The sequence below is a fragment of the Bradyrhizobium sp. USDA 4452 genome (assembly GCF_054063575.1).
In genome coordinates, this window is sequence record NZ_JBSSGK010000001.1 from 6094700 (window position 1) to 6116972 (window position 22273).

Sequence of the window (22273 nt, forward strand, 5' to 3'; positions counted from 1 at the left end):
CAAGCTTAGCCTCGCGGCATGCGGGTGGCGGAGCTGCGTTCTGAGCTTGCGCCCCTTTACAGCGCAGCCCTGGCGCCGAACCATGGGATGATGGCTCTCGGCCAGCCACAAGCAGATCGATATGGAAAGTCAATGCGGTTCTGACTGCCGGAAATGGTAGGAGAGGCCGGCTCGCGCTTTGAGATACTCTGTTGGAGCGAGGACATGCTCGCAATCAACACAAGAGGACGGTCGTGGAGAGCGACTATGCGGACCCGTATGCTCTCGAATGAACAAAATCTGCGGAGACCATCATGAAAGCGAGATCGGCACGTAGAGCCGATGAGGCGTCGAGTATCCCGCTGAGCAAGCTGGATGTTAGCGAAGCCAAGCGCTTTCAGGATGATAGCATATGGGGGTACTTCGAGCGGCTGCGAAGGGAGGATCCCGTTCACTACTGCCAAGATAGCTGCTATGGCCCCTATTGGTCCGTCACGAAGTACCGCGATATTGTCGCGGTGGATACAAACCATAAGGCATTCTCGTCAGAACACGGTGTCACCATCGTCGATGTGCCTGACGAGCATTGGACCCCGAGCTTCATTAAGATGGGTCCTCCAAAACACGCCGGGCAGCGCAATACCGTAAGTCCGATAGTTGCACCGGATAACCTGGCGAAGTTTGAAAGTCTGATCCGCTCGCGGGTCAGGGTGATTCTGGACGGGCTGCCGCGCAATGATCCGTTCAATTGGGTGAATATGGTCTCGATCGAGCTGACGACGCAGATGCTTGCCACGCTCTTCGACTTTCCCTTCGAAGACCGACGGCTCCTGACCTATTGGTCAGATGTAGCTGTCACACCTCCGAGAGCCGGCCATGCCATCGACAGCTGGGAAAAGCGAAGGACAATCCTGTCCGGATGTCTTGAGTATTTCACGCGACTTTGGAACGAGCGCATTAATGCCGAGCCGCGGCTGGACCTGATTTCTTTGATGGCACATTCGCCCGACACGCGCCATATGAAGCCGGATGAGTTTCTCGGCAATCTGATCCTGCTGATCGTCGGAGGCAATGACACCACCCGCAACTCGATGACCGGCGGCGTCTTATTCATGAATCAGTACCCCGGCGAGCTGCGAAAACTGCGCGATAACCCTGCGCTCGTGTCGAGCGCCGTGTCGGAGATTATTCGATACCAGACACCGATCGCCCATATGCGCCGTACCGCCGCGGCAGATTGCATTCTGGGTGGCAAGCAGATCAGCAAGGGCGACAAGGTCGTTATGTGGTATATCTCTGGCAACCGAGATGAAGAAGTTATCGAGAATGGCGACAGCTTTGTGATCGACCGCAAGAATGTGCGGCAGCATCTATCGTTCGGATTTGGTATCCATCGGTGCGTTGGTCGGCACCTTGCGCAATTGCAGTTGAATATCCTCTGGGACGAAATATTGCGTGCAGGGCTAGACGTAAGCGTTGTCGGCGAACCCGAGCGAATCGCATCTAATTTCGTGCGCGGCTATTCCTCACTTCCAGTGCGGATTGCAGCCTAGTCCCTGATCGCGTCGGCGGCCGGCGGCCGGCGGCACGCGGTGCGGTTGGGCTCGTCTTGAACCGCATTCGTTGACGCCGCTAGCGAAAGCGGCTTGATCGGCGCCAAACAATCGCTGCATGTCGCGAGCCGGTCGGCAATCAGGCAGGCGTTGACGAGCCCGCGTAAGGAGTGACAGTTGAGCCGGCCCGGCGCCCTGCAGGCGCCGGATAAGCGAAAAAGGCAACGCCAACGGTGCCCCCCAAATGCCCTATCTCCGGGCCTCCTGGATAGCTGCAACGGTAAAGGCCGATGAGCTTGATATTGAAGATTGTAGCGGTGGCAGCGATTTTCGTTGGAGAAGCGATTTCGATCATCGCCGAGCTGATTGCCTCAAGGCGGTTTGGAAAAGCCGGCGGGGATGTGACAATGCTCTTGCCGATGTTTCTGCTGATATCTTTCGGTGGCATCCTTCTCGTTTTCGGATACGCGCTGGGCTACATGCATCTGAAGAATATTTGGATCATTGTCGCAATATCTGTGGGAGCTATTCTGGTGGTGGAGCCGATACTCACTCTTCTCCTCTTTAGAGACGTTCCGACAACCGGTTCGCTGATCGGGCTGATGCTCGGTGCGCTTGGTACGCTCGCTGCCATATGTCTATGAGGGTATTCTGATTGAGCCTGGATGGGTGCTGGCTTCGGCGAGATGTAGTTTGAAAGGGACCTGCGCAACGTCGGTTCTGCTCGCTTCGCACGGGGGCTAATGTTGTTGCTGATCGGCTTTCAACGTTTCATCACGGTCGGTGCGTTGCCGTTGGCTTCGTAAACTCTTCTCGAAGTCTCCTTGCCGGATAGTGAGACGCGTGCGGGGTCGTAGATCTTGATCGATCTACGCTGGCCAATTTCTGCCTGACCACAGTCGTTGCCTGGTGTTCTCCAGCATTTGGATCCAGTTCGTGTGAACTCACCACTGCTCTGGAGGCAGGATGATCACGGATCGCCTCGCGGCCTGTACTGTCGCATTCGGAAAAGCAGATCAAGACCAGGACAGGTCAGTCCGCGGTCATGTGCTTCAGCTGATTATTCGGCAACCTACGCGGTCATCCCCGCACTTCAGCAACATAGGAGGTGCGACGGGAAATGAAGCCACAGGCCACATAATTTTTTGCGCATCCCCGGAGAACGCTCTTGGTCAGCTACTCGTCAGCCAAGCGGTCTATCCAGACAGGCTGCACATCGTCGACTTAATCGGAGATAAAGAGATGACGGGCATTGGCCGATCCGGGAACTCGCACGTTGGGGCGGCAGGAGCTGACAGCGCTGAGGAGCTCGTTGTCATCCCTGGGGAACGCAGTCAATCCTTCGACGCCGTCGTGGAGCGGATGCGCTCGGGGCCTCACGAGCGAGCCCTGTCGCTCGCGAGGCAGCCAGCGGATTCAGATGTGGTGGCGCCAACGCGAGACGAGATCAGAGCAGCAAAGCGAAGATTGGAGAGCCTCCTTGAGGAGCTTGAAACTTGTCGTCGAGCGGCCATGCAGACCCGGGACTTGCCCGAGGCGCAAGAGCTGATCGACCAAGTCGTCAGGGCAGGCTCAGCAGCTCTGGACTACTACGCCGATCTGCCCCCAAATTTGGCGCGTCGCATTCTGCCGGACGATCGGGCCCGTTTTCTCCGCGATGACGTGCTTGACGCAGCCACCCAATGTAACACCGTTGCTAGGCAGATTGTTGACCAAGTGGAGAAGAAGAGAAAAGAAGCGCTAAGATGCCTCGAGAGGTTGAAAGGCATCGCTACGCCCCACCAGCTGGGCCGCTCGGTTGCAAGCGTGGCGGAACATTATGCGGCCCACATGGAGTGGTGGGGAAAGAAGACACTGCGCTTGGAGCGGATGCAATCCGTCTGCGCGGCTACTGCGGGCTTGCCAAGCGCTACGCCCGCGATGCGTAAGGCCGAAGAGGCCGCACTAAGGCTGCATACCGGCCATGCGCTCAATACGAAGTGCATGTATCTGCAAACCCGGATAGCTCTCGCGGAGCTCTTGATTGACTCGCAAGCGAGCACGTTGGGATCAGACGCGCACGAAGCCCTCATGGACGAGAACGGGCAGGTGCGTCTGCTCGGGACCTTCATCGAAGATGTTTTTCCAGCATTCGTCTCGACCGGCCATGCCGTTCTGAACAGCAACGGGGCACCGCTCGACGCCGAGCATCGCGCCGTTCTGGAAGGTGTCATGGAGCGGCTTTCGGAATTCGCTTCAGGAGTGAGTTCCATGGTTGCCACGCTGAGGGAGGCCGGATCAGGAGCTGACCTGCCGTTGCAGTTGCTGGACCAGATCGTGGAAGGTGCGTGGCTTACGGCGAACGAAGTCATGCGGTTGCTGGCGGTGCAGCCAATGTTGGCAGCCACAATTGAACCGCCAGCTCGGGCTACGCTGCCAGAAAATACCGCCACGGTGGGAGAAACCAGCAGAGCGCGCAGAAAGGGCAAAGGAAGACGCGCAGTGGCCGAAGGCGAGGGGAGTTCGACGGCGCGCCCGCCCGAGCCGCAACTCGCCAGGCCCGATGCGGCCACGACGCCGACCGGCAAGGTTATCGTGCTCTCGGACCTCGGTACCAAAATACTCGTGACCGCGGAGGAGGCACGGGCGTGCGCGTCAACCTCTGCTACCGAGCACCTCCAGATGTGGCAGGCTCCGCCCTCCAGAAAAGCGCTGGCGGGATTACTCGAGCGACTGGACGAACTGGTGCAATTCGATCTGCCGGCTCAACAAAGGGCCGTCTCGCAAGCGCGCCAGATGAAGCCCGAGGACGCCGACCACGTCTTGGATCTCGTCAGTAAGCGCTTGCAGACGCAGGCCGCTGAGATTGAGGCCTGTATAGTCGCACTGGAGGAGCCTCTCCGTCGGGGCCTGCTCACGCCGGCGCAACTGCCGGAAGTGCACGAAAAAATAATGCGGCTCAGGACGATGTCGTCCGACGTGCAGGGGCAGGCAAACTCATTGAACGTGCGAAGGGCGGCGATCACGAGCGATTGCATGAAGACCTATGCGTTTCCGTCGCAAAGGTACCTTGAACAATTGCGGGCGGAGGGGGAATTGGCGCCAGTCGATCCACCGCGCGCCTTGCATGGAGAGCCAGGGAAGCTGTTCGAGGTCAAGCTGCAGCCCAAGGCGCTGAGCAGTGGTGCGAGGCCAAGCCCGATGTGGGTGCACATCCATACCAAGCAGTCGGTGCACGCCTGGCAATTGCCAATGCTCGGGGACCGTGACTTCGCCGCTTGCCACGTGAAGTCCGATGAACAGCGGGGCTATAATCAGCACTGGCAGAACGCTCGAGCCGCCGAGGGGCACAACAACGTCGTGATCCACCGCGGCAAACTCACACCTGCGTTTTGCAAGTCCTTGTTGAGCACCGCAGCTGGCGGCCAGGCGTTGTACCACCTTACCGATGCTGGGCACGCGTCAGCGCAGATGGGACGACTAGGAATCTAATGAGCTAATTGTCGTGCGCAGCATGCCGTTCGATAGCAGCTTTCATGCCTCCAGGTCGGCTCGGCGGATTACCTGAGCCGCACCGGCTCTTCTTCGAAAGGATGGAGCTCGGAGGAAGAGCACGCGCATTAAATCCACGAGAGGCTCGTCGGCCGGAGAGCGGGATCATTTTCGCGCTCACTATGAGGCCATTGGTGCGCCGAAAATCGGGCGCGTGGGCACGAAGCCAGCCGCCGAGCGCGGCAGCCTGAGAAACGGTCGGATGTCGTCGCGTGTGTCGCGAAAGGCCTGCCTGCATGTGCGCCGCCAACTGACAAGTAAACCTCACGAGGGATTGCTTCGGATGGTTGGCATGCCGATAGAAAACTATGCCCTCTGGTTTGACGAATCGACTTCGCAATGCACAATGAGTCTGCCTATCCGTTTGCTTCTCTTGGATAAGGCGACGAGAGCCCCAGCATCCAAGCCTCCAGGCCCCCAGAAGGTGCTGGGCTTTTCGTTCTTCCGGGTGTCCCAGCCGGTGAGGGCGGAGCTGCTTCTCTGCAAATACTGATCCTGTGACGGCCACGATCGCGTCGGCGTGGCGGGAAACTGTGGTGCTCTGCTGGCTTGCTGTCAGATTCAAGCGTGGAGCTCTGGCGATTATAACTGGACCATATTGGGCTATCGGCGAGCGAAATACCCTCGCTTCCCTCCGACGACAAGTGCGACGAATTTGAAGACGGTGCAGATCTCGGCGGACACTTTGATGGTCGACGTACGCTACCCGACCAGCTCCCCCGCTAGCCACCCAGATCAGTCATTATAGATGCCGCGCTGCTTCCGATTCTTCCCGAGCAGCGCGACAAGAGATGTCGCGCTTTCTCGCACCCTTTAGCCTCAGCGTCTCGTCTCTGACTTTCTGTACGGATTCGATTCGCTAGCGGTCCGATAGTCATCCAGATTCCCGCCCAGAAACAGTACCTCGCGCTCCTCGGTTGGGGTATCGCTCACCCATGCAAGATTGGGTTCATCATCCTCAGTTCCGTCCTCAAGGATACTGACGATCTGTTCGGCCGTCCAGGTGGTGACCCGTGGCACCGTGTAGGTGTGCAACTCGTTCGCGCTCTCCGCAATTGCTTTGGCGCCATACTCGTTGTCATCGTCCGGCGACAGGAGCAGTTGTGAGGCCTCCTCGGACAGTGATACAAAAGGCGAAGAATAGGTGCCCCCTCTCATGTGCGCTGCCGCTGCGCGACCCAGTTCAAGTTGTTGGCCTCCCCAAATATTCCAGGGGGCGGCGTCGTAACGCAAAGCTGCCATGGAACGCAGATGGTCCATCGCGCTTTGACGGTCCAGTACATGTGGCTTGCAATGGCTGGCGTGATTCTGAAAGCGCTGCAGCTCAGCGTACGACGATGCCACCACCTCGTCGTAAACGCGGCCACTATCGATGCCGCCGGCTGATGGCCCAGTTGCTTTTGACCATCGTGCCGATTTTTGCGCAGCGAGTTCGATTTCTCTTCTGAGTTCCGCAACGGTTGCGCAGGTCAGCGTCGCGGCAAGCTCAGCGCGCGTCCTGATAAAGGATGCAGCTGCGCACCGTTCGTCCCCCTGAATAGCCTGCGCTCTCAAATTGCCTTCCGTGTCAGTCCGGGACGATCCGGTCCCGGGCGCATCTGATGTTTGGGGGCTCGGCTGAGGCTCTCCAAGCCGCTGCTCAAAATCTGCTTGCCCCGTTTCTTCCTGTTGCTGCTCGACGCAATTCGTAAAAGCCGCAGACGGGCCGATATTGTCAAACGGGTTCATTCCATTTTCCTTTTGGTAGCCTTGTCGATATTAATCGGACAAGTTGATCCGATTTGAGCGAGTCGCGAGGGTCGGGAAACCGAGACGTGCACAAACGGCTATAAAAAAGAAGCGGATCTGGTTGTCGACGGGGCGGTATGTTGAGGAGATCCGGCTTTTTCTTCTGTTCCAGATTTTGAGCCCATCAAGCCCAGCCTTGTCCGGATAGAGACGGGTCTCATGCTAGAGGGTTTAGCTGTCGAGCAGCTGACGGGCCTCATTGCTGGAAGAAAATCCAGCCCTTGCGACTGTGCGGGCTGTCCATTGTTCATCGCAGAGCCAACTTTGGCGAGATGGCGTCACGTCGCTATCCGGCAGTGCGAAAGGCCGGCAGACGCAGCCCGGCGGAGGTACAAAAATCCTGAGCTTGAGTTGCGTGAGGGGGCTGCCGAGGCAGGCCTACATAGATCGTGAATCGATGCCCCGAAGTGCCAGTCGAGACGCTGGCTCTGGTCCGATTAGCCGATCCTGTCACAGCTATCGGGGTCGTGACCGCTTGGCGTTGGGCGGAAGCGGATTGTGCTCTGCTAAGACTCCTGACGGAGCGCGAGGATTCGCGTGGGCCCACGTGGGCATTGGTTCGAACAAGATTCGCGCGGTGCAACTTCGAGCCAGGCATCCTTAACACACGGCGAATAGCTTAAGCGTCCAAGGCCAAGGCGCCACGACCGAGACGTTGAATTGCCGAGCCTTGCGGTGTGGCCCGCAGCGCAGCCACAAATAGAGGAACCAAGGCGATCTCCGCAATCGGTCGTATCGGCCGTGAAGAAATCGCGTATCCACTAATCGGAAGGGATGGAGGGGCCGTCGGGAAACCCAGGCGGTCCCAACCATGGCAACGCACAGTGTGCCATGATCAACAAACGCGCGGTGCTTCGATTGCTTCGACAGATGCATCGATAGCTTCGATGCTGGGCCAGAGCTCGAGCATAAACAGCCTCGCTGACTCCGATTGGCTTAAGGCGAGGTTCTGCCGAGATATCCGAACGTATCCATTCCGTAGATAGACCCAATCAAGAAAATCAATTTTACCACTTGCGGTGCGGTCATATAGACGTGGTGGACGGCTGGGGCCAACCTAGGGAAGCGACTCTAGAATGAAAAAATTCGTGATTGTGACTGCGAGCGCCCTCGCGCTGGGAATGGCGGCGGCGCCGACCTTTGTTGCTGAGGTTGCCGCCCAACCGGTCGGCACCAAGGTGCAGGTAGCCGATACGTCATATCCTCAATGCGCGGATGACCCGTTGGATGGCATCTGCGACTTATTTTTCTGTTTGACCGACCCGTCGTGCGTGCGGCACTAACGACGGAAGACAAACCAAGCATAAACGAGGAAAGAGGCGCCGGCCGCTCGCTGAACAGCGGCCGCGTCCTCCTCCTCTTGCTACAGCGGACTGTTTAACAATTATCAGGCGACGCGCACTGCTGAGCTCCACTTTGTCACTAAGGCCGGGACGAGATTTAAACGCGGTTAAAATCGTTGAGTTCTAACCTTTTGCCTAATGTTGCTTCGGCGCGCTTCAAGGCGAGATCCGATAGCGCACCGTCGAGTTCGCAATCGCCAAACAAGAAGCGCAAAATTCGCAGCTGGCGTTCAGCTGCCTCGCTACAAAACATGATCTCTCATGTGAGAAGGCGGACGACAACCTACCAGCCTTGGTGAGTTGATGACCGTGCTGGATCGATTGATTTGAAGCCAAGCAATGGTAAACGGAAAGTCCGGCGAGCCCTCATCGAGCATCTTCATGTGCGCTCGCACGGAAGCATCGTGCGAACAGGGCTATGTCGGCTATATCCCAAGCAAAGCCCATTCATCTATCCGCTAGATATGTCGAACGGCAGCAAGTTATCACCGGTTTCCGAAATTTTGCATGCGTACTGGCGCTCCGATCGGTGGTTGCTTCTCGTCGTTGTCGCAGTGGTGCTGATCTCAAGCGCGACCAGCGTCGCAGCGCCCTACGTGTTTTCCTCTCTCATTGACCGTCTCCCGCGCGAGAAAGACATGTCGGCGCTCGCGTGGGAGGTCGCAGGCTATGCGGTCCTGCTCGGGGTCGCCTCCGCATTGCAGCGCATGCTGCAGTATCTGTCCTTCATGACAGCTGAGAACCTGGGTTTCATCGCTGCAACGGGTTTCTTTGATCGCATCCTGAGGAAAACCGCGGCTTTTTTCCTTGAGCACAATCCCGTAGAGATACAGAGTGCGGCCGCGCGCGGGCGCAGCGCCCTGACGGCTTTGGTCCAACTTGGGATCGTCGTCTTCATCCCTGCTGCAACACAACTTCTACTTACGTTCGTCACTCTCGGCGCGCTCCTCAATATCCAGATCGCTGCAATCGTCGTTGTCTATGGGGCAGTCCTGATTACATTGACGTGGAGTTCCACGCGTCGGGCGTACGTGTTCCTGGAACGGGCCAGAGAAGCCGGACAAGACAATGCGCGCTTCGTTGGCAACGTCATGAGCTCAATGGACACCCTGCGCTATTTCGGCAGTCATTCCTGGATGAGCCAGCGCTTTGCGATGACGGCGCGGGAGGTGCGTGATAACTGGCGCGCCTATGTGTTGCAACGCGTTGCCTACATCGCTGTGCTCGGCCCTGCCGTCGCGCTACAATTTGCGGTCACGTTTCTCCTTCTCATACCTGAATACCAGGTCGGGGCGGTCACCATCGGGAATATGGTGCTATTCAACACGCTTCTACTCCAGCTCAATATGCCATTCGAGATGGTTGCGCGTGCCATCTCTGACGCGGCGCGCTCGCGAGCCGACCTCATCCCCCTGGCTAGACTATGGGCCGCACCCGAAGAGCGGCGACCATCTCACGCTCAAGATTTCACGCCCTCCGCTGGCCAGGTCTCTTTCGAGGGCATTGGTTACGCCTACGACAACGGTCGTGGTGTTACGAACGTCTCGTTTGTGGCTGGGGGGGATCACCTTCCTTGTCGGTGAATCGGGATCGGGAAAATCGACAATCTTTAAGCTTGTCTTGAAGTCGATTGAACCGGACCGCGGTCGTATTCTGGTAGATGGAACCGATATAGCGTGCATCGAACGCGCGGATTGGTATACCGCAGTTGCTGTCGTACCGCAGGACGTGATGTTGCTCAATGAGTCGCTAGCCGACAACATCCTGCTAGGGCGGCCCCGCAACGAAGTGCGCCTTCGCGCTGCGTCGGAAAAAGCCGCTATTCTCCCCTTGATCGAGGCCTTGCCTGAAGGATTTGAAACAGCCGTTGGAGAACGTGGTTTGAAGCTTTCCGGCGGGGAGCGCCAGCGTATTGCCATTGCCCGCGCGCTTTATGGCGAGCCGGCGATCCTTCTTCTTGACGAGGCCAGCTCCGCGCTCGACGAAGAAACCGAGCAGGACATTATGAACCATATCCGTACGCTAGCCAAAGACGTGACCGTGCTGGCGATCACTCACCGCAAGGGCGTCGTTTCTACAAGCGACGTCGTGGTCGATCTGACCAACTGCGGCTTGTCAGTGACATAGGCGAGGGGAATGATTGGCCGGCGCGTTGACGCCGCACAGAAGGTGCATCGCCGGACGAGATGCAGTCGCCGTTCAAGGAGCTACCCACGTCATAGAGACGATCCTCGGCATCTATGAAGGAATCGGCGCCCTGTGCTCCGATAGACGTGAAGCATTCTAGGTGCCGATTGGCAATCTGCGACGCCAGGCGGCAGGGCGGGCGTAAGTTGGCGATCGGCCGGCTTTGCGGTCGGAGCAGGCTCCTTCGTCCTGAATCAGGCTGCACCAGACCGGAATTCTATGTGCCGAGATTGATGAGCTCGTCGACAAGGCAGACGTCGACCCACTAACCAATACTTGCGTCCGGACGCCAACATCGGCCACGATGTCTTCGCGGGCATTGGCGAGGCGGCCATGGTCCTGCGCCGTCACCCGGATCGGAGCTGCCGCCCTTGCACGCATGCGCTTGACCACGAGGGTGGGTATGCAGCTCAGGAAAAGCCGTGGACGCGATGTGTTCCGGAGGGCCGGCGGTGCTTCGGGGCGTGCCGAGCGCGTGCCGACGGCGTTTTTTGTCCCGACAAGCAGCCGCCTTACTCGTGGCGTCCGCTTTGCGGATCGCAGGTGTTGTTCAATCATCGCCGGCCGAGATCCTTGAACTGCGGACGGTGCGATGTCGGCCCCACACCGACACTGACTTTCTAACGAAGCTCCGGCAAAACGGGATCGAGTTCTTCCTGCTCAAGCGTCTTGGCTCCATCTTCTGCCAGGTACGCTGCCAGCCGCGCGATACCGGACTCTGGTGAGCATCTGGCGGGTGCGGATTTTTTGGACGGCACTTGTCCCGAGCGCTCGGCAATTTCGACGCTCATCAGGTGGGGGTGGATCGGTCGGCCGATGGCGCGCTCGATGGTGTGGAATATCCAGGTCCCGTCGGGATCGATATCCGACCAATGAAAGATCGGCGTCTGTTCGGATACCGACCCTGCGATCGTCTGCAGCGCCTGCTGGGTGGCCAACGAGGGGTAACCGCCGACGTATATCGTCGTTCCCAGTCGACGGGGGTCCGCCTCGGCAATATGCCGGTTGAAGCTTGCGAAGTTTTCGATCGTCAGAATGTACGCCGGCGGCTCCCGAAAACGGACGCGATCTGCTTCCTTGGGAGTGATTCCAAGATAATGTGGAGAAATCCTGGAGAGGTCTGCTTCCTCGAGGTCGATTTTTCCCGCGACCAGCAGCGGTGGCGCGAAGCGCTCCAGTCCGATTGCCCGCAGTGCCTCGCGGGGCCGCGCGCCGGGCGGAAACTCCAGGATGCCGCTCAGGAGCCGCACGACCGCACCCTCGATGCGTTCGAGCGTCTTGCTGTGACCCACTGTCCGTCGCGAGAAGGTCTTGTAGTCGACGTCGAGATGCTTGTTATCCAGGATGGCCTGGGCGAGAACGAAGGCGTCACGCAGCATCTCGACGTCGGACGAAGCGAATCCGTGCCACGTCTTGCCCCGTCCCCAGACCTCGGCGATTTGGGAAGCGCTGTTCTTCAGAGAGTCGCGCAGCGCTGATCCAGCGGCAAGCCTTGCCGCAGCGTCCTGCGCAATCCGCGACGCGGGGGTGCGGTCGAGATATCGGTATAGGATCTCCGCCGAGGCCAGCCGCACGTGTGCGACCTGATCCCGCTTGGCGCCTCGGCCCCAGCCAACGGACACCGCGCCGGTACCTTCGGCTTCCCTGATCTGCTTGAGGAAGGCGTCCGCCGCGACGACCGAGGCGAAGGCGGCATAATCCGGGTGGGCGATCGGGCTTGCGGCGCCGGCCTCGAAGCGATCGAGCAGGTCGTTGAAGAGGCCGTTCGCGTCCGTGAAACGCCGCGCCATGGCTACTCGGCGGCCAGGCGGCTGGCGAGCTCATCTTCGGACATCAGATCCGGATCGATAGCCATCAGCTCGCGCTTGGCCTTCTCTTTCAGTTGCACCACGGTGGCTCTGGACTGCTCGCCAATGCGGTCCACTTCCACGATCGTATCCATGTGCTCGAGCACGGCGACCCGCTTCTCGAACGGCGCTGCGATCACGAACTGGAGCCCGAGATTCTTATAGAAGCTCATCATCTGCCGCTGGTTCTTGCCATCCATTTTCGAGAAGACCTCGTCGAACATGGCGAGAGCGAAGCCGGCGGGCTTGCCCGTACGACGCTCGGCGCTGCCGTAAACGGCGGCGAGCGAAGCGCCGATGGCGACGTAGATGGGGACCTGCTGTTCGGCGCCCGATCCGGTGCCGCGCCGCTGCTCCCAGCGGGTCGAGCGGCCGGTAGCGACATCCTCCATGTGGATCTCGAAGGTGTAGAAGTTGCGGTAGTCCTCAAACTGGGTGAAGTCCTTGTCGGGATCCTCGAGCAGCGCCTCGAGTGCAAGGATCGTATCCTTGTGCGGGAAGTCATCGGGCACATCGCCCCGGAACAGCATGTCGAGCGCCTCCGGAGAGGTCTTGGCGATCTCGATGATCTTCAGGATGGGCTGGAATTCCACCACTTGGGTGCGATGGAACGAATATCTCTCGTTGTGGAAGGGATGTGCGTAGAGGCTACGGTTCAGCGACTGCAGTTCCCGCTCCATCTTGCCGATCCGGGCCGTGAGCGCGTTGATGAACTCACCGCGGAGCAGCGTCGAGGCCTTTTCTGCCGCTTCTCGGGCCTGCCGTTCGTACAGGCGCAGCTCGTTGGATTCGATATCCGAGATGAGCTGCTCCATCCAGGGCCTCACCTCGCGTAGCGGCTCGCTTTCGGCGCCAACTTGCGAGCTCATCCCGAACTGGTCGAAATAATCGTAGAGGAACTCGCGAACCCGGCGCTCGATCCGGACGCGCTCGACCTCCGACGCGTCGGCATCTTTAACCGCCTTGTCTGCGATGGCACGGTGTTTCTCAGCAAAACCGCCTTTTGCTGCGCCATCGAGGCGCTCGCGGTAGACGAGCCTGCCTTTCGCTGCGGAGTAGAGCGGGAAGGTCTTGCGGTAGATCGACCGGGCGACCCGGAGGTTCAGCTCGGAGCCCGGCACGTTCTCCCCATCTTTGAGCCTCCTCTCGGCCGATCTGAGTTCGCCGTCATGCTCGCCAAACGCCTTCTGCTGGGTCTTTCTCTCGTCGAGCCTCTTGTCCTTCAGCTTCTGCTGCGCTCGCTTCTTGTCGCGAAGGCCGCCGTCGCCCGCGCCGTCGAGCGCATCGAGCCTGGCATGCGCTTCGCCGATCTCGGTCTGCGCGGCCGCAAAGGCCGCAGCGAAAACCTTCAGGTCGTCATGCCCCTCGCAGATGTTCTTCAGAGCGGCAAAGGCCTGCTCGACGGCTTGGGCCTCCTTACTCTTGTCGGCCAGGAGCCGATCCAGTTCCTCGGCCTGATCTTGCAGGGAGCGCAGGGCGTTCGCCTGGGCCGCCTTTCCGATCTTGTGCTGCGAGGCTTCGATCCAGCGATGGGTCCTGACGAGTCCATCGTCGTAGAGGCCGTCCTTCATGATGGCCCGGCCGGGCCTATTAAACTGATCGAGCGTGTCGGCGAGACGGACCGTGCCGTAGCGGCGCATGATGAACGCCATCGCGTCCGGATCCTGGCTCCGGAAGATGGAGGGGAAACTGCCGCGTTCCGGCTTGGCCCTGAACTGCTCAAGCTTGTTCAGGCTCACGAGGGACGCGTGGCGAAACTCGCGGCGGCCTTCCTTGAACATCGCCGTGGCGGCGCTGATGTCCGCTCTGTCCACGAACACCGCCTCCCGGTCGCGGCCGAGGAGCGCCTCGGCAGCCCCCACCCATTCGGGTTCAGCGATTTCGATGATGTCACAGAGCACGCGCGGGGCCATTCCCTTCTGCCGGAGCCTTCGGCAGAGGAGTTCCGTGTCGTCGCCGAGATAGGCCCGCGCCCCTCCGGAGGCGTGCTGTCGGACCCGTTCGAGCACCTCGTCGCGCCGGCCTCGCAGCCCGGAAAGCTCCGCGATGATCGCCTGACGCGCTTCGTCGACCTTCGGCAGCCATTTCGCACCGCTGGTCGCGAAGGATTTCTCGGCCGCGGAGAGCTCACCTGAGACGCCCGCTATGTCGGCCTCGACGGCGGCGGTTAGAAGATGCTCCAGAGCAGGGACGAAGTCTTCGAAAGAGTCCGCGCACATCGCCCGGAGCGGATGCAGGCGACGGATGTTATCCAGGCGTGCCTTGAAGTCGGCCGAGGCGCGCTGCGCCGCCTGCGCGGCCACATCGGCGCTTTGCTGCAGCGACTTTCTTCCGATCTTGGCATCGTGCTCGGCGATCGCCGCCGTCAGGCGTTCGATCTCCTGATCTATGGCCTTGACGTCCTCCTCTATGAATTCGAGTTCTTTTGCTGCTGCATCTCGGCGCGCCATTTCGGTACGCCGTTTGGTCTTAAAGTCCAGGTTGATCGCCCGCGCCGCGAGCCAGGCCGCGCGTTTGGCGATCCACTCCTCCCTGAACTTGGTCTCGAGCGCCTCTTCGAGTGCGGCGAGAACCTCCCGAAGTGCCCTCAGGGCTTCGAGCCTGAGGCGCATTTTCCGGATCGTTTCGCTGATATTGCGGTAGGTCTGGATCGACTCGCGCAGCTCCTTGATCCCGATCGGACTGTCCTCGAGGATATAGTTCCGCACGAACTGCGTGGCCGTCTGGTTGTGATCGAGCGTCATCGCATTGACGATCGACTTTTGCAGGGCGCTTGCGTTCTGCTCGCCGTAGGGCGAATGCGGCAGGAGATGGCGCATGTACTCGCGGACGTAGTCGCCCGCCCGATCGCGGTGGTTCACGAAGTTGCCTTCGCCGACCACCGCGACGATCCGCGCGCGCACGTCTTCCCACTGCGCCGGGAACTGCAACTTCCCGCGCTGTTCGACGAAGTCGTTGGAGCTTAGAACGGCGCCGACGGTGACGAACAGCGCCAGCACGGTTTCCCTGCTGTCCGACTTCCGCGCCTCGAGCGCCATGCCGATTGTGACCGGCGGCCGCGCGCCTTCCGTGTCTTCAAAACCGAGCGCGATGTAGGTGCGCGCCTCGTCGCGCCGGCGCTGGTCCTCGCCGAGCGTGCCGAGACAGTAGTCGACGACGCTGCGCTTCGAGCCACTACGCGACTTTCCGCTGTCGCCGGCGACTGCGTTCAGGCGCAGGAACCGCCGGCTGCCGCCCGTGAGCACGACTTGGGCCATATCGAGGATCGTCGATTTGCCGGAACGGTTCTCGCCAAGGACGCCGACGTGCCCCGTCACGTCGATGTCCGCGACGTCGAACAGGTGCCAGTTCACCATCGTCAGGTGGCGTAGCTCCATCATGCCTCGTCTCTCGCGGGCTGCGGAAAGCGGGTCTCCTCGCTGCGCACGTAGCGCTCGAGCCGTTGCAGGGCGTCGCCGCCGCTGATCAGCTTGATCATCGGGCGGATTCTGACCTCGCAGTCCTGCTGCTCGTCGTCGAAGTCGCCGATCTCGACAAGGCTGCGCTGGGCGGCCTCGCGCAGGATATCGCGGAAGCGGGCGGCCGAAATCGCGCCTCCGCCGCCGTGTTGCGCCATCTCGCGGTAGCGGTCGAACAGGTCATTCAAGGTGGCGACCACGACGGCCCGGTCTTCGACCGCTCCGACGTTCACCTCTTGCTGCCAGTACGCTGCCAGCACCAGAATGACGATGGTTTCGTCGAGCTTCATCCGGGGCAGCGGCACGTCCTCGTCCATGGCGACGATGCCGGCCCACTGCGCCTCCGGATCGCGATGGACGCGGTATCCGCAACTATCGAAGAAGTCATCGACCACGTTGCGGAAGCGGCCGTCCGTGATCACGTTGTAGACGGTTCCGGTTCTGGGATCTCCCGCGAACACGAACTGCCGCCGCAGCAGGAAGTGAAGCGCTTTGCGGAGGTCGGCCGCCTTTTCCGCACCGAAGGAGCGCTCGACGTGTTCGAATTCACTGAGCATGGGGCGCCTCCGCTTTCCGGAGCCTGCCGGATCGCCTGACTACGAAGTTCGAGCAACAAAGCCATTCGCTATCGTGGGGCGGCGTGTCTGGGCGCGGCTCCAGATCGAATCCGGCCGCGACCTGCGGCGGAACCTCGCCCGTCAGCGCATAGCGGCGGGCGCAATCGAAGGCGAGGAAGTCGTCTACGGTGTCGATTTCCATGAAGCGAGCTTCCTTGGTCGCGAATGGCGGCACTTGGCCCTCGAGGAATCGTCTGACATCCTCGGGCCGGGGCGCGATGCGAGCGATGTACTCGAGACGGAGCTTCTTCCTCAGCTCGTACAACGGGTCCGAGGGCGGGCCGGCGAGCTCCCTCGCCTCGACCGGGCGGCGCGGCTGCCTGGCTGGCGCCTGATGGTGCTCCGACCAGGGCGACCGCGGCGGCTCGATGCTCCACTCGACGGTCGCCTTGTCGCGTCTGCCGTCTCTCAGCAGAGCGTCGAGCCGCCGCACCAGGTCGCCGGCCCGGCCGACCAGTCCCTGCCCGCCGCGCTCGGCATACTTGATGGTGTTGCGGACCCGGGCTTCGAGCTGTCTGCGGAAGGCCTCGATCCGTTCGAACATCTCGCCGATCTGTTCGAAGATGTTTTCGATTGCGAGCAGGTCGTCGGCCGCCGCCATTCGACCGTCCTCGACGTCGGCGGCCATGCTGGAGGCGGTGTACTCCTCGGCGAGGACTTGCATAGTGTCCGGTGTATAGGAGATCCGCCGTGCGAGATCGACGATGGCATCGCGGAAGCGGTACGGATGGTTGACGGTGAGGATGGACTCGAAATCCTTCAGCAGGAGCTGGTCGACGAACTCTTCGAAGAAGGCTTCTAGCCGGGTAGCCACCGTCTTCGATTCCATGACGGTCCGTCGGATCCGCTTCAGGTCGGCTAGAATGGCCCGCAGGCTCTTGGTAAACTGGTCGGCCTGGTTGCGTGCCTCGCGGACGGCGAGCGCGGCTTCGCGCTGCTTGCGGTCGGTGATCTCGGGCCTCAGCTTTTCGACGGCTTCGAGATTGAGGCGGATCTGCACGATCAAGCCGCCGAACCGCTGCGAGAGATCCTATTGAGGCTCGCGAGCCGCTGGATCACGAGCAGCGGTCCCATAGCCATGTCGACCGTGACACGGAGCCCGTATTCCTCCTCCTCAAGCCAACCCCAGGCGAGCAGGCGCGCGTAGAGTTGCCGCGCCAGACCGAGCGCCTTGTCGCCCTTCTCGGACGCGAGCGCGACGTCGGCCTTCCGGATACGGCGGCGACCTGCCGAGATCATTTCCGGCAGGGTGCCGAAGTCATCGCCTTCGCTCCAGAGGGCCGGGTTGGCGCGCATGACGTCGTAGATGGCGTGGACGACCTGCTGCGGAGTCGGGAACGACGGCGCGCCTGAAAAGAAGCGTTCAAGGAGGTCGAGCAGACAAGCCGCGTACAGGTGCTTGTGATCGCGCGAGAAGGCCAAAAAAGCCTCGTCATGCAAATGGCGGAACAAGGACAATCGCTATTGCTCCTGCGTCGGCGTCATCCAGACGATCTGTTGCCCATAACCTTATGATCTATCAAGGAAATAATTCAGTCGAGATGTATCTCAAGGCAATCGCAACTAGAAGATTTTTGTTCCCTGTATGTTCGTGTATAGCTTGTCGAAGGGAAGCTGTCGAGCCTGAGGGTGGGGGCGCTTCGAGGCAGGGTTCAGTCTTCGGAGAATGGCAGCTCTAAGAGCTTCGGCAAGCTATGTTGTCCAATGAGACAAAAGCCCCCAAGCTCTCCCCATTGAAAAGCTGTTAGATCGGCACGGTTGCCAGAAAGTAACGGTCATCGTGTCAAACGTTGGGAGGTTACTGACGCCGCCGGCCGGCGTAGCACCAAAAAGGCAATCTGCTGGCCGCCGTCGATCATCCGGTCAGGTCAAGTGGCGCGGGCTGTGCCCGTGCGGCGATTACCCACGATCGGGGCTGGCTTCAGGCACCCTGGAGAATCGTGGTGTCTACGATTGCGAGGTACGTTCCCCCTGCAGTCTGCGAGGGGCGGGCGGTCTCGGCTCCGAGGTTAGATATTTTGCGCCGCTTAACTTTGTTCTTCATTGGTCGGCCGGGCTCGCGGTCGAGTTGAAACCTCCTGGTTCTCCGGGGACGTTTCTTCCGTAGATGGCGCTTTCTTAGGACGCTTTACGGCGCTTGTTGATCTTGACGGTGGGCTAGATCCGGACACATCAGCGTTTTCACGGCTTCCGTCAGAGCGTCGGCGCCGTGCTCTGGTCATGAGGCTGACAAGCACCAGCAGGGTGCCAGCAGCGATCATGAGAAGCGCGACTGCTTTTGCCCAATCGAGGCGCAAGGACTTGACCTCACTAGATTGCGAGCGCGAAAGAACACTCATGCCGCGACCACCGACTATGTTCGGTCGTTGTGCGGAGTATTCGCCAGGACCTGTTTTATATGTTCCGCCTCTTCCCTCGTCAGTTTCTCGGCTAGGCGGCTATTCTTGGTCAGCGCTGGCCCTTTGCGCTCCCGATCATAAACCATCCATCCAGAGGTCCCCCTTCGAACGAGGAATCTGGCCTGCGCAGGTGTTTCAAAATTCACCGGTGCTCTCTACAAGCCGTTGCAATCCACAATTTGGCCCCGCCATCGGCATGCAAGTCAATTGTAATATGTGAATCTGCGCATCGGATTTGGGCGAGCAGGCGGTTCGGGTTTCGGGGCCGCTGGATCAGGCGACTTGGGTCGTCCCGAGAGATCGATCATTCCTTGAAATTCCAAGCCGCCTTGGAACGCCCTGATCGATCCAATTAACGACAATGGTCGAGGGACTTAGAATATAGGTCGCGTTCGCGGTCGATGCCGCTTAAGTGGCGAGACCACTTATGAGTTCATCAGCCATCAGCGACGAGACCAAGGAAGGGCGAGGGGTATCTAGATGCCCACGGTGTCATCGCACTTTGGGTCGACCATAGGTTGGCCGCCCGTTTGAAGCGTGGCTAGGTGAAGGGTCAATTGCTCTGCTAGCGTCAAGTGTTGTCCCATTGGACTAACTAGTCGGCCGCCTTGGCGGAATGCTCTCGCGCTCCTTGCGTCGGCGCCTGTTGGAATGGCCATCCAAGCAACCCTGAGGTGAGCCGGAACCCAAGCTTTGGCCGGCTGCCGCGGTCACCTGCGGCCTGGAATTTCTGACAAGTGCGATCGTATCAATGGACCAGGCACAGCGCAGGGATCGAGACGCTTAACCGAAGATCCTTGACGAATTCGACCTCACCAGGATCATTTGACCACCCTGAGGACCGCTGCTCGGAGCCTGGCTTGGCTTTCGGACAAACAGCCCATCCTCGCTTCGTGGCGGCCAGGTGCTTCGTCGATCGCGTCGTGTGAAGGGCTGCGGGCACCGACAGTCTGATGGGCTTGGTAACCATCGACGAGGTCATGGGTGCTCTTGGAGTACTCCGCGCTATCGGCGCTCTCGATGGTCGCGCGATCGACCTGCGTAAAAGGCAGCATTCCGACGTTCTCGTCAGGCGGCATGAGGCGTCGCGCGATCGGCAGAAAGACACTCGTGATCATATTGTCCAGCGTTATGGCGGGCTTTGCTTGTTTACAGCGCTATTATTCTTGAGCGGTGCAGTCTCCGGCATCGTGAGCATGGCACAGAGCGCGGCGGTGCTAGCGATTAGCATGTACCAGGCGGGCGCCAGCGCGCTGCCGGTAAGATAGATCAGCCAGGTGACGACGGGTTGAGCTGTGCCTCCGAAGATCGCTATGGCAAAGGCGTAGATCGTCGCGAAGGCGCCACCACGAATGTTCTTGGGCAAACCTTCGGCCATGCTCACATAGAAGGCGCTATACGGAATCGTTCCGATGAGGGTGAGCGCGCCGAGACCCCCGAGAAGTGCGAGGGCACTGCGGCTCTCTGAGATCCAGAAGAACACGGGATAGGTCATCAACAATGCAGCGATCTGCGGCCATATCATGATGTGCCGGCGGCCCGCGCGGTCTGCGAGCCAGCCGCCCAGCAGTGCGGCAGCAATTCCTACCGTATTGCTGACAAGCGTAGTGCCAAAGGCGAGAGGCGCGGAAACGTGCAGCGTGTTCAGTGCATAGGTGGTCATATATCCCGTGACGTAGGTAGTAATCGTGCAGCAGGCCAGGATGACGAATCCCAAGCTCATGATGCGGCGCGCGGCAGGCGATTTCTCTACAGTCTGGACGACCAGAGCAGGCAGCTCAGGGCGGTGCAACGTTTCGGGCAGGGAGTTCCGCAACCACAGTCCGAAGGGCAGCGTAGCGGCGCCGAGCAGCAGCGCGATCCGCCATCCGTACACATTGAGTGCTTCGGTTGTCATGGTCAGCGAGAGTATTTCTCCAACAAGCGCTCCGGCCGTCGCAGCGATCTGTTGGCTGGCAGGCTGAAACGAGACAGCAAGACCGCGCCGTTCGGCCGGGGCCGCTTCCATCAAAAAGGCGGTCGTCGGCCCAACCTCACCGCCCAGCGCGAAGCCCTGCACCAAACGTGCGAAAATGACCAGCAGCGGGGCGGCAATTCCTATTGTCTCGTACGAGGGCGTAATACCCAACAATAGGATCGCGGCGCTCATCATGGCAAAGCTGACCGTCATCGCGGGTCGGCGGCCGGCCCGATCCGAGTACGAGCCGAGCACGATGGCCCCGATTGGCCTGGTCACAAAACCCGCGCCGAAGGTTGCGAGCGACAGCATGAGGCTGGCGAACGGGTCGCTTGCCGGGAAGAATGCATGACCGATCTGAATCGCGAAAAAGCTATAGGTCCCAAAGTCGTAGAATTCGAGAATATTTCCGATCGTTGCACCTAACACGGCGCGGCGGGTCAAGCGTTCGTCTGCGGCATCGAGGACTGGGTCCGGCTTCTCCTGAGTAAATTGCTTGACCATCCCCGATCCGTCCGAGGCGCGATCGCCGTCCTGAGCATTTCAAGCAGCCGGGTCGCGCGCGTTGCATTCGACCTGCTCTACCCGTCATCTAGCATGGGGTGGCCGGCCGCGCATCCCGGGTGTTTTACATATGCCTGACGCATGCCAGGACGAAGCTCACGACGAGTGCAATAAGAATGCCTGCCTGTCGCAGCCCCATTTCAAACGCTGAACTGATCGCGGCAATCGCCAGTAAAGATGAACAAAGGAACGCGCTGCAACTGTCAGGGGGCGTTGTGCTCGTGTGCATGGCGAGTGTGCGACAACATTGGTGGGCGCCCCAACACGAAGTGCCTGTTTTCGCACAGAGGGGCAGTCGCGCGTAGACGCGGCGTTCGGCTGGTTGCGCGCGGGCGGACGCATCAGGCTATTTGGCCCGTCTTTTGCTCCGCTCGTTGTTAGTTGCGCGCAAGCCGCCTGCTTTGTCGGGATTGGTTCGCTGCACAAATCGCGGTCTTTGCGCGATCAAAGGACAATAGGAGCGCATAATTGGCGGTACCATGAGAGCGATCGACATCGCCTGGCGCCGAGGCTTCGGGCGATCATTTCGATCAGGCGCAAACTGCTCGGCGGTCGCAAATGGAAAGTGTAACGCACCAGATTTTGAGCTCCAGCAAGTCGAAATCAAAATCACGAACAATGGCGAACACACCTGCGTGAGTAGATCTGGTTTCATCGAGATCGACCAGGGAAATAGCCTTCCGTATTGAAGTGCTGCCGTCAGATTGGGCACCGAAGGCGCGCAGCTGGGGTCTGATCGATGACGGCTGCGCTTCGCTGTCGCATCTGCGCCCACGCGCGCTCGAAATTGGACGGCGAAGCAAGCCGGCAATCAATGTCTTGAATAGAACGTGTAGCATGAAGACGAAGACAATTACGACCATCGTGCTTGCGGTGGATGCGTTGCTATGTTTGCCGAGTAGAGCCCTTGAAACTTACGATGTTAGGAATTCGAACGGCGTGTCCTTCATCCGAGCACGTATTCGGTCCCGGAGATGGCCCTTTCTGTTGTGACGGAGGTAGCGAGCCGGCGTATTCAGCTCGGAAGCTACCGCAATGGGAAACCGACCA

The 22273-nt window shown here is 60.0% G+C and carries 15 protein-coding genes; 6 read left to right on the plus strand and 9 right to left on the minus strand.

What is annotated here, in order from left to right:
* Nucleotides 1-293: 293 nt before the first annotated feature.
* The 3 genes from ACVISU_RS28885 to ACVISU_RS28895 all read left to right on the plus strand — a co-directional run bounded on the left by ACVISU_RS28885 (nt 294) and on the right by ACVISU_RS28895 (nt 5003).
* Nucleotides 294-1532 carry a cytochrome P450 gene (locus ACVISU_RS28885; RefSeq protein ID WP_456709151.1) on the plus strand — a complete coding sequence of 413 codons (1239 nt, stop codon included), beginning with the start codon at nt 294-296 and terminating at the stop codon, nt 1530-1532.
* A gap of 290 nt (nt 1533-1822) precedes the next feature.
* Nucleotides 1823-2176 (plus strand): hypothetical protein, encoded by a 354-nt coding sequence (locus tag ACVISU_RS28890; RefSeq protein WP_456709152.1) that lies wholly within the window; start codon nt 1823-1825, stop codon nt 2174-2176.
* 598 nt (nt 2177-2774) lie between these two features.
* Nucleotides 2775-5003, plus strand: a complete 2229-nt coding sequence (locus tag ACVISU_RS28895) for a hypothetical protein (protein WP_456709153.1) — start codon at nt 2775-2777, stop codon at nt 5001-5003.
* Nucleotides 5004-5882: 879 nt separating this feature from the next.
* Here the strand turns inward: ACVISU_RS28895 and ACVISU_RS28900 are convergent.
* Nucleotides 5883-6791, minus strand: coding sequence for a hypothetical protein (locus tag ACVISU_RS28900; RefSeq protein WP_456709154.1), 909 nt, complete (start codon nt 6789-6791; stop codon nt 5883-5885).
* Between the two features lie 1136 nt (nt 6792-7927).
* Between ACVISU_RS28900 and ACVISU_RS28905 the strand changes: the two genes are divergently transcribed.
* The 3 genes from ACVISU_RS28905 to ACVISU_RS28915 all read left to right on the plus strand — a co-directional run bounded on the left by ACVISU_RS28905 (nt 7928) and on the right by ACVISU_RS28915 (nt 10321).
* Nucleotides 7928-8134, plus strand: a complete 207-nt coding sequence (locus tag ACVISU_RS28905) for a hypothetical protein (protein WP_456709155.1) — start codon at nt 7928-7930, stop codon at nt 8132-8134.
* Nucleotides 8135-8520: 386 nt separating this feature from the next.
* Nucleotides 8521-9777, plus strand: a complete 1257-nt coding sequence (locus ACVISU_RS28910; RefSeq protein WP_456709156.1) for an ABC transporter transmembrane domain-containing protein — start codon at nt 8521-8523, stop codon at nt 9775-9777.
* Nucleotides 9725-10321, plus strand: coding sequence for an ATP-binding cassette domain-containing protein (locus ACVISU_RS28915; protein ID WP_456710927.1), 597 nt, complete (start codon nt 9725-9727; stop codon nt 10319-10321). The genes ACVISU_RS28910 and ACVISU_RS28915 overlap by 53 nt, the downstream gene beginning before the upstream one ends.
* A gap of 680 nt (nt 10322-11001) precedes the next feature.
* Here ACVISU_RS28915 and ACVISU_RS28920 read toward each other — a convergent pair.
* The 8 genes from ACVISU_RS28920 to ACVISU_RS28955 form a co-directional block, all read right to left on the minus strand.
* A complete protein-coding gene (locus tag ACVISU_RS28920) occupies nt 11002-12171 on the minus strand; it encodes a Wadjet anti-phage system protein JetD domain-containing protein (protein ID WP_456709157.1) in 1170 nt (389 codons plus the stop codon).
* Nucleotides 12172-12173: 2 nt separating this feature from the next.
* Complete coding sequence (locus ACVISU_RS28925) at nt 12174-15608, minus strand: SbcC/MukB-like Walker B domain-containing protein (RefSeq protein WP_456709158.1); 3435 nt, start codon at nt 15606-15608, stop codon at nt 12174-12176.
* Nucleotides 15605-16243 carry a DUF4194 domain-containing protein gene (locus tag ACVISU_RS28930; RefSeq protein WP_456709159.1) on the minus strand — a complete coding sequence of 213 codons (639 nt, stop codon included), beginning with the start codon at nt 16241-16243 and terminating at the stop codon, nt 15605-15607. Before ACVISU_RS28930 ends, ACVISU_RS28925 begins: the two co-directional genes overlap by 4 nt.
* Entirely contained in the window at nt 16233-17303 is a 1071-nt protein-coding gene (locus ACVISU_RS28935) for a Wadjet anti-phage system protein JetA family protein (RefSeq protein WP_456710928.1), read from the minus strand. The genes ACVISU_RS28930 and ACVISU_RS28935 overlap by 11 nt, the downstream gene beginning before the upstream one ends.
* Nucleotides 17304-17305: 2 nt before the next feature.
* Entirely contained in the window at nt 17306-17761 is a 456-nt protein-coding gene (locus ACVISU_RS28940) for a Wadjet anti-phage system protein JetA family protein (RefSeq protein ID WP_456709160.1), read from the minus strand.
* A 1762-nt stretch (nt 17762-19523) separates the two neighbouring features.
* The gene (locus ACVISU_RS28945; RefSeq protein ID WP_456709161.1) at nt 19524-19820 is read right to left on the minus strand and encodes a hypothetical protein; all 297 of its coding nucleotides are present in this window, start codon (nt 19818-19820) and stop codon (nt 19524-19526) included.
* Between the two features lie 11 nt (nt 19821-19831).
* On the minus strand, nt 19832-21163 hold the full coding sequence (locus tag ACVISU_RS28950) for an MFS transporter (protein ID WP_456709162.1): 1332 nt from the start codon (nt 21161-21163) through the stop codon (nt 19832-19834).
* 590 nt (nt 21164-21753) lie between these two features.
* Complete coding sequence (locus ACVISU_RS28955) at nt 21754-22086, minus strand: hypothetical protein (protein ID WP_456709163.1); 333 nt, start codon at nt 22084-22086, stop codon at nt 21754-21756.
* Between the last annotated feature and the right edge of the window lie 187 nt (nt 22087-22273).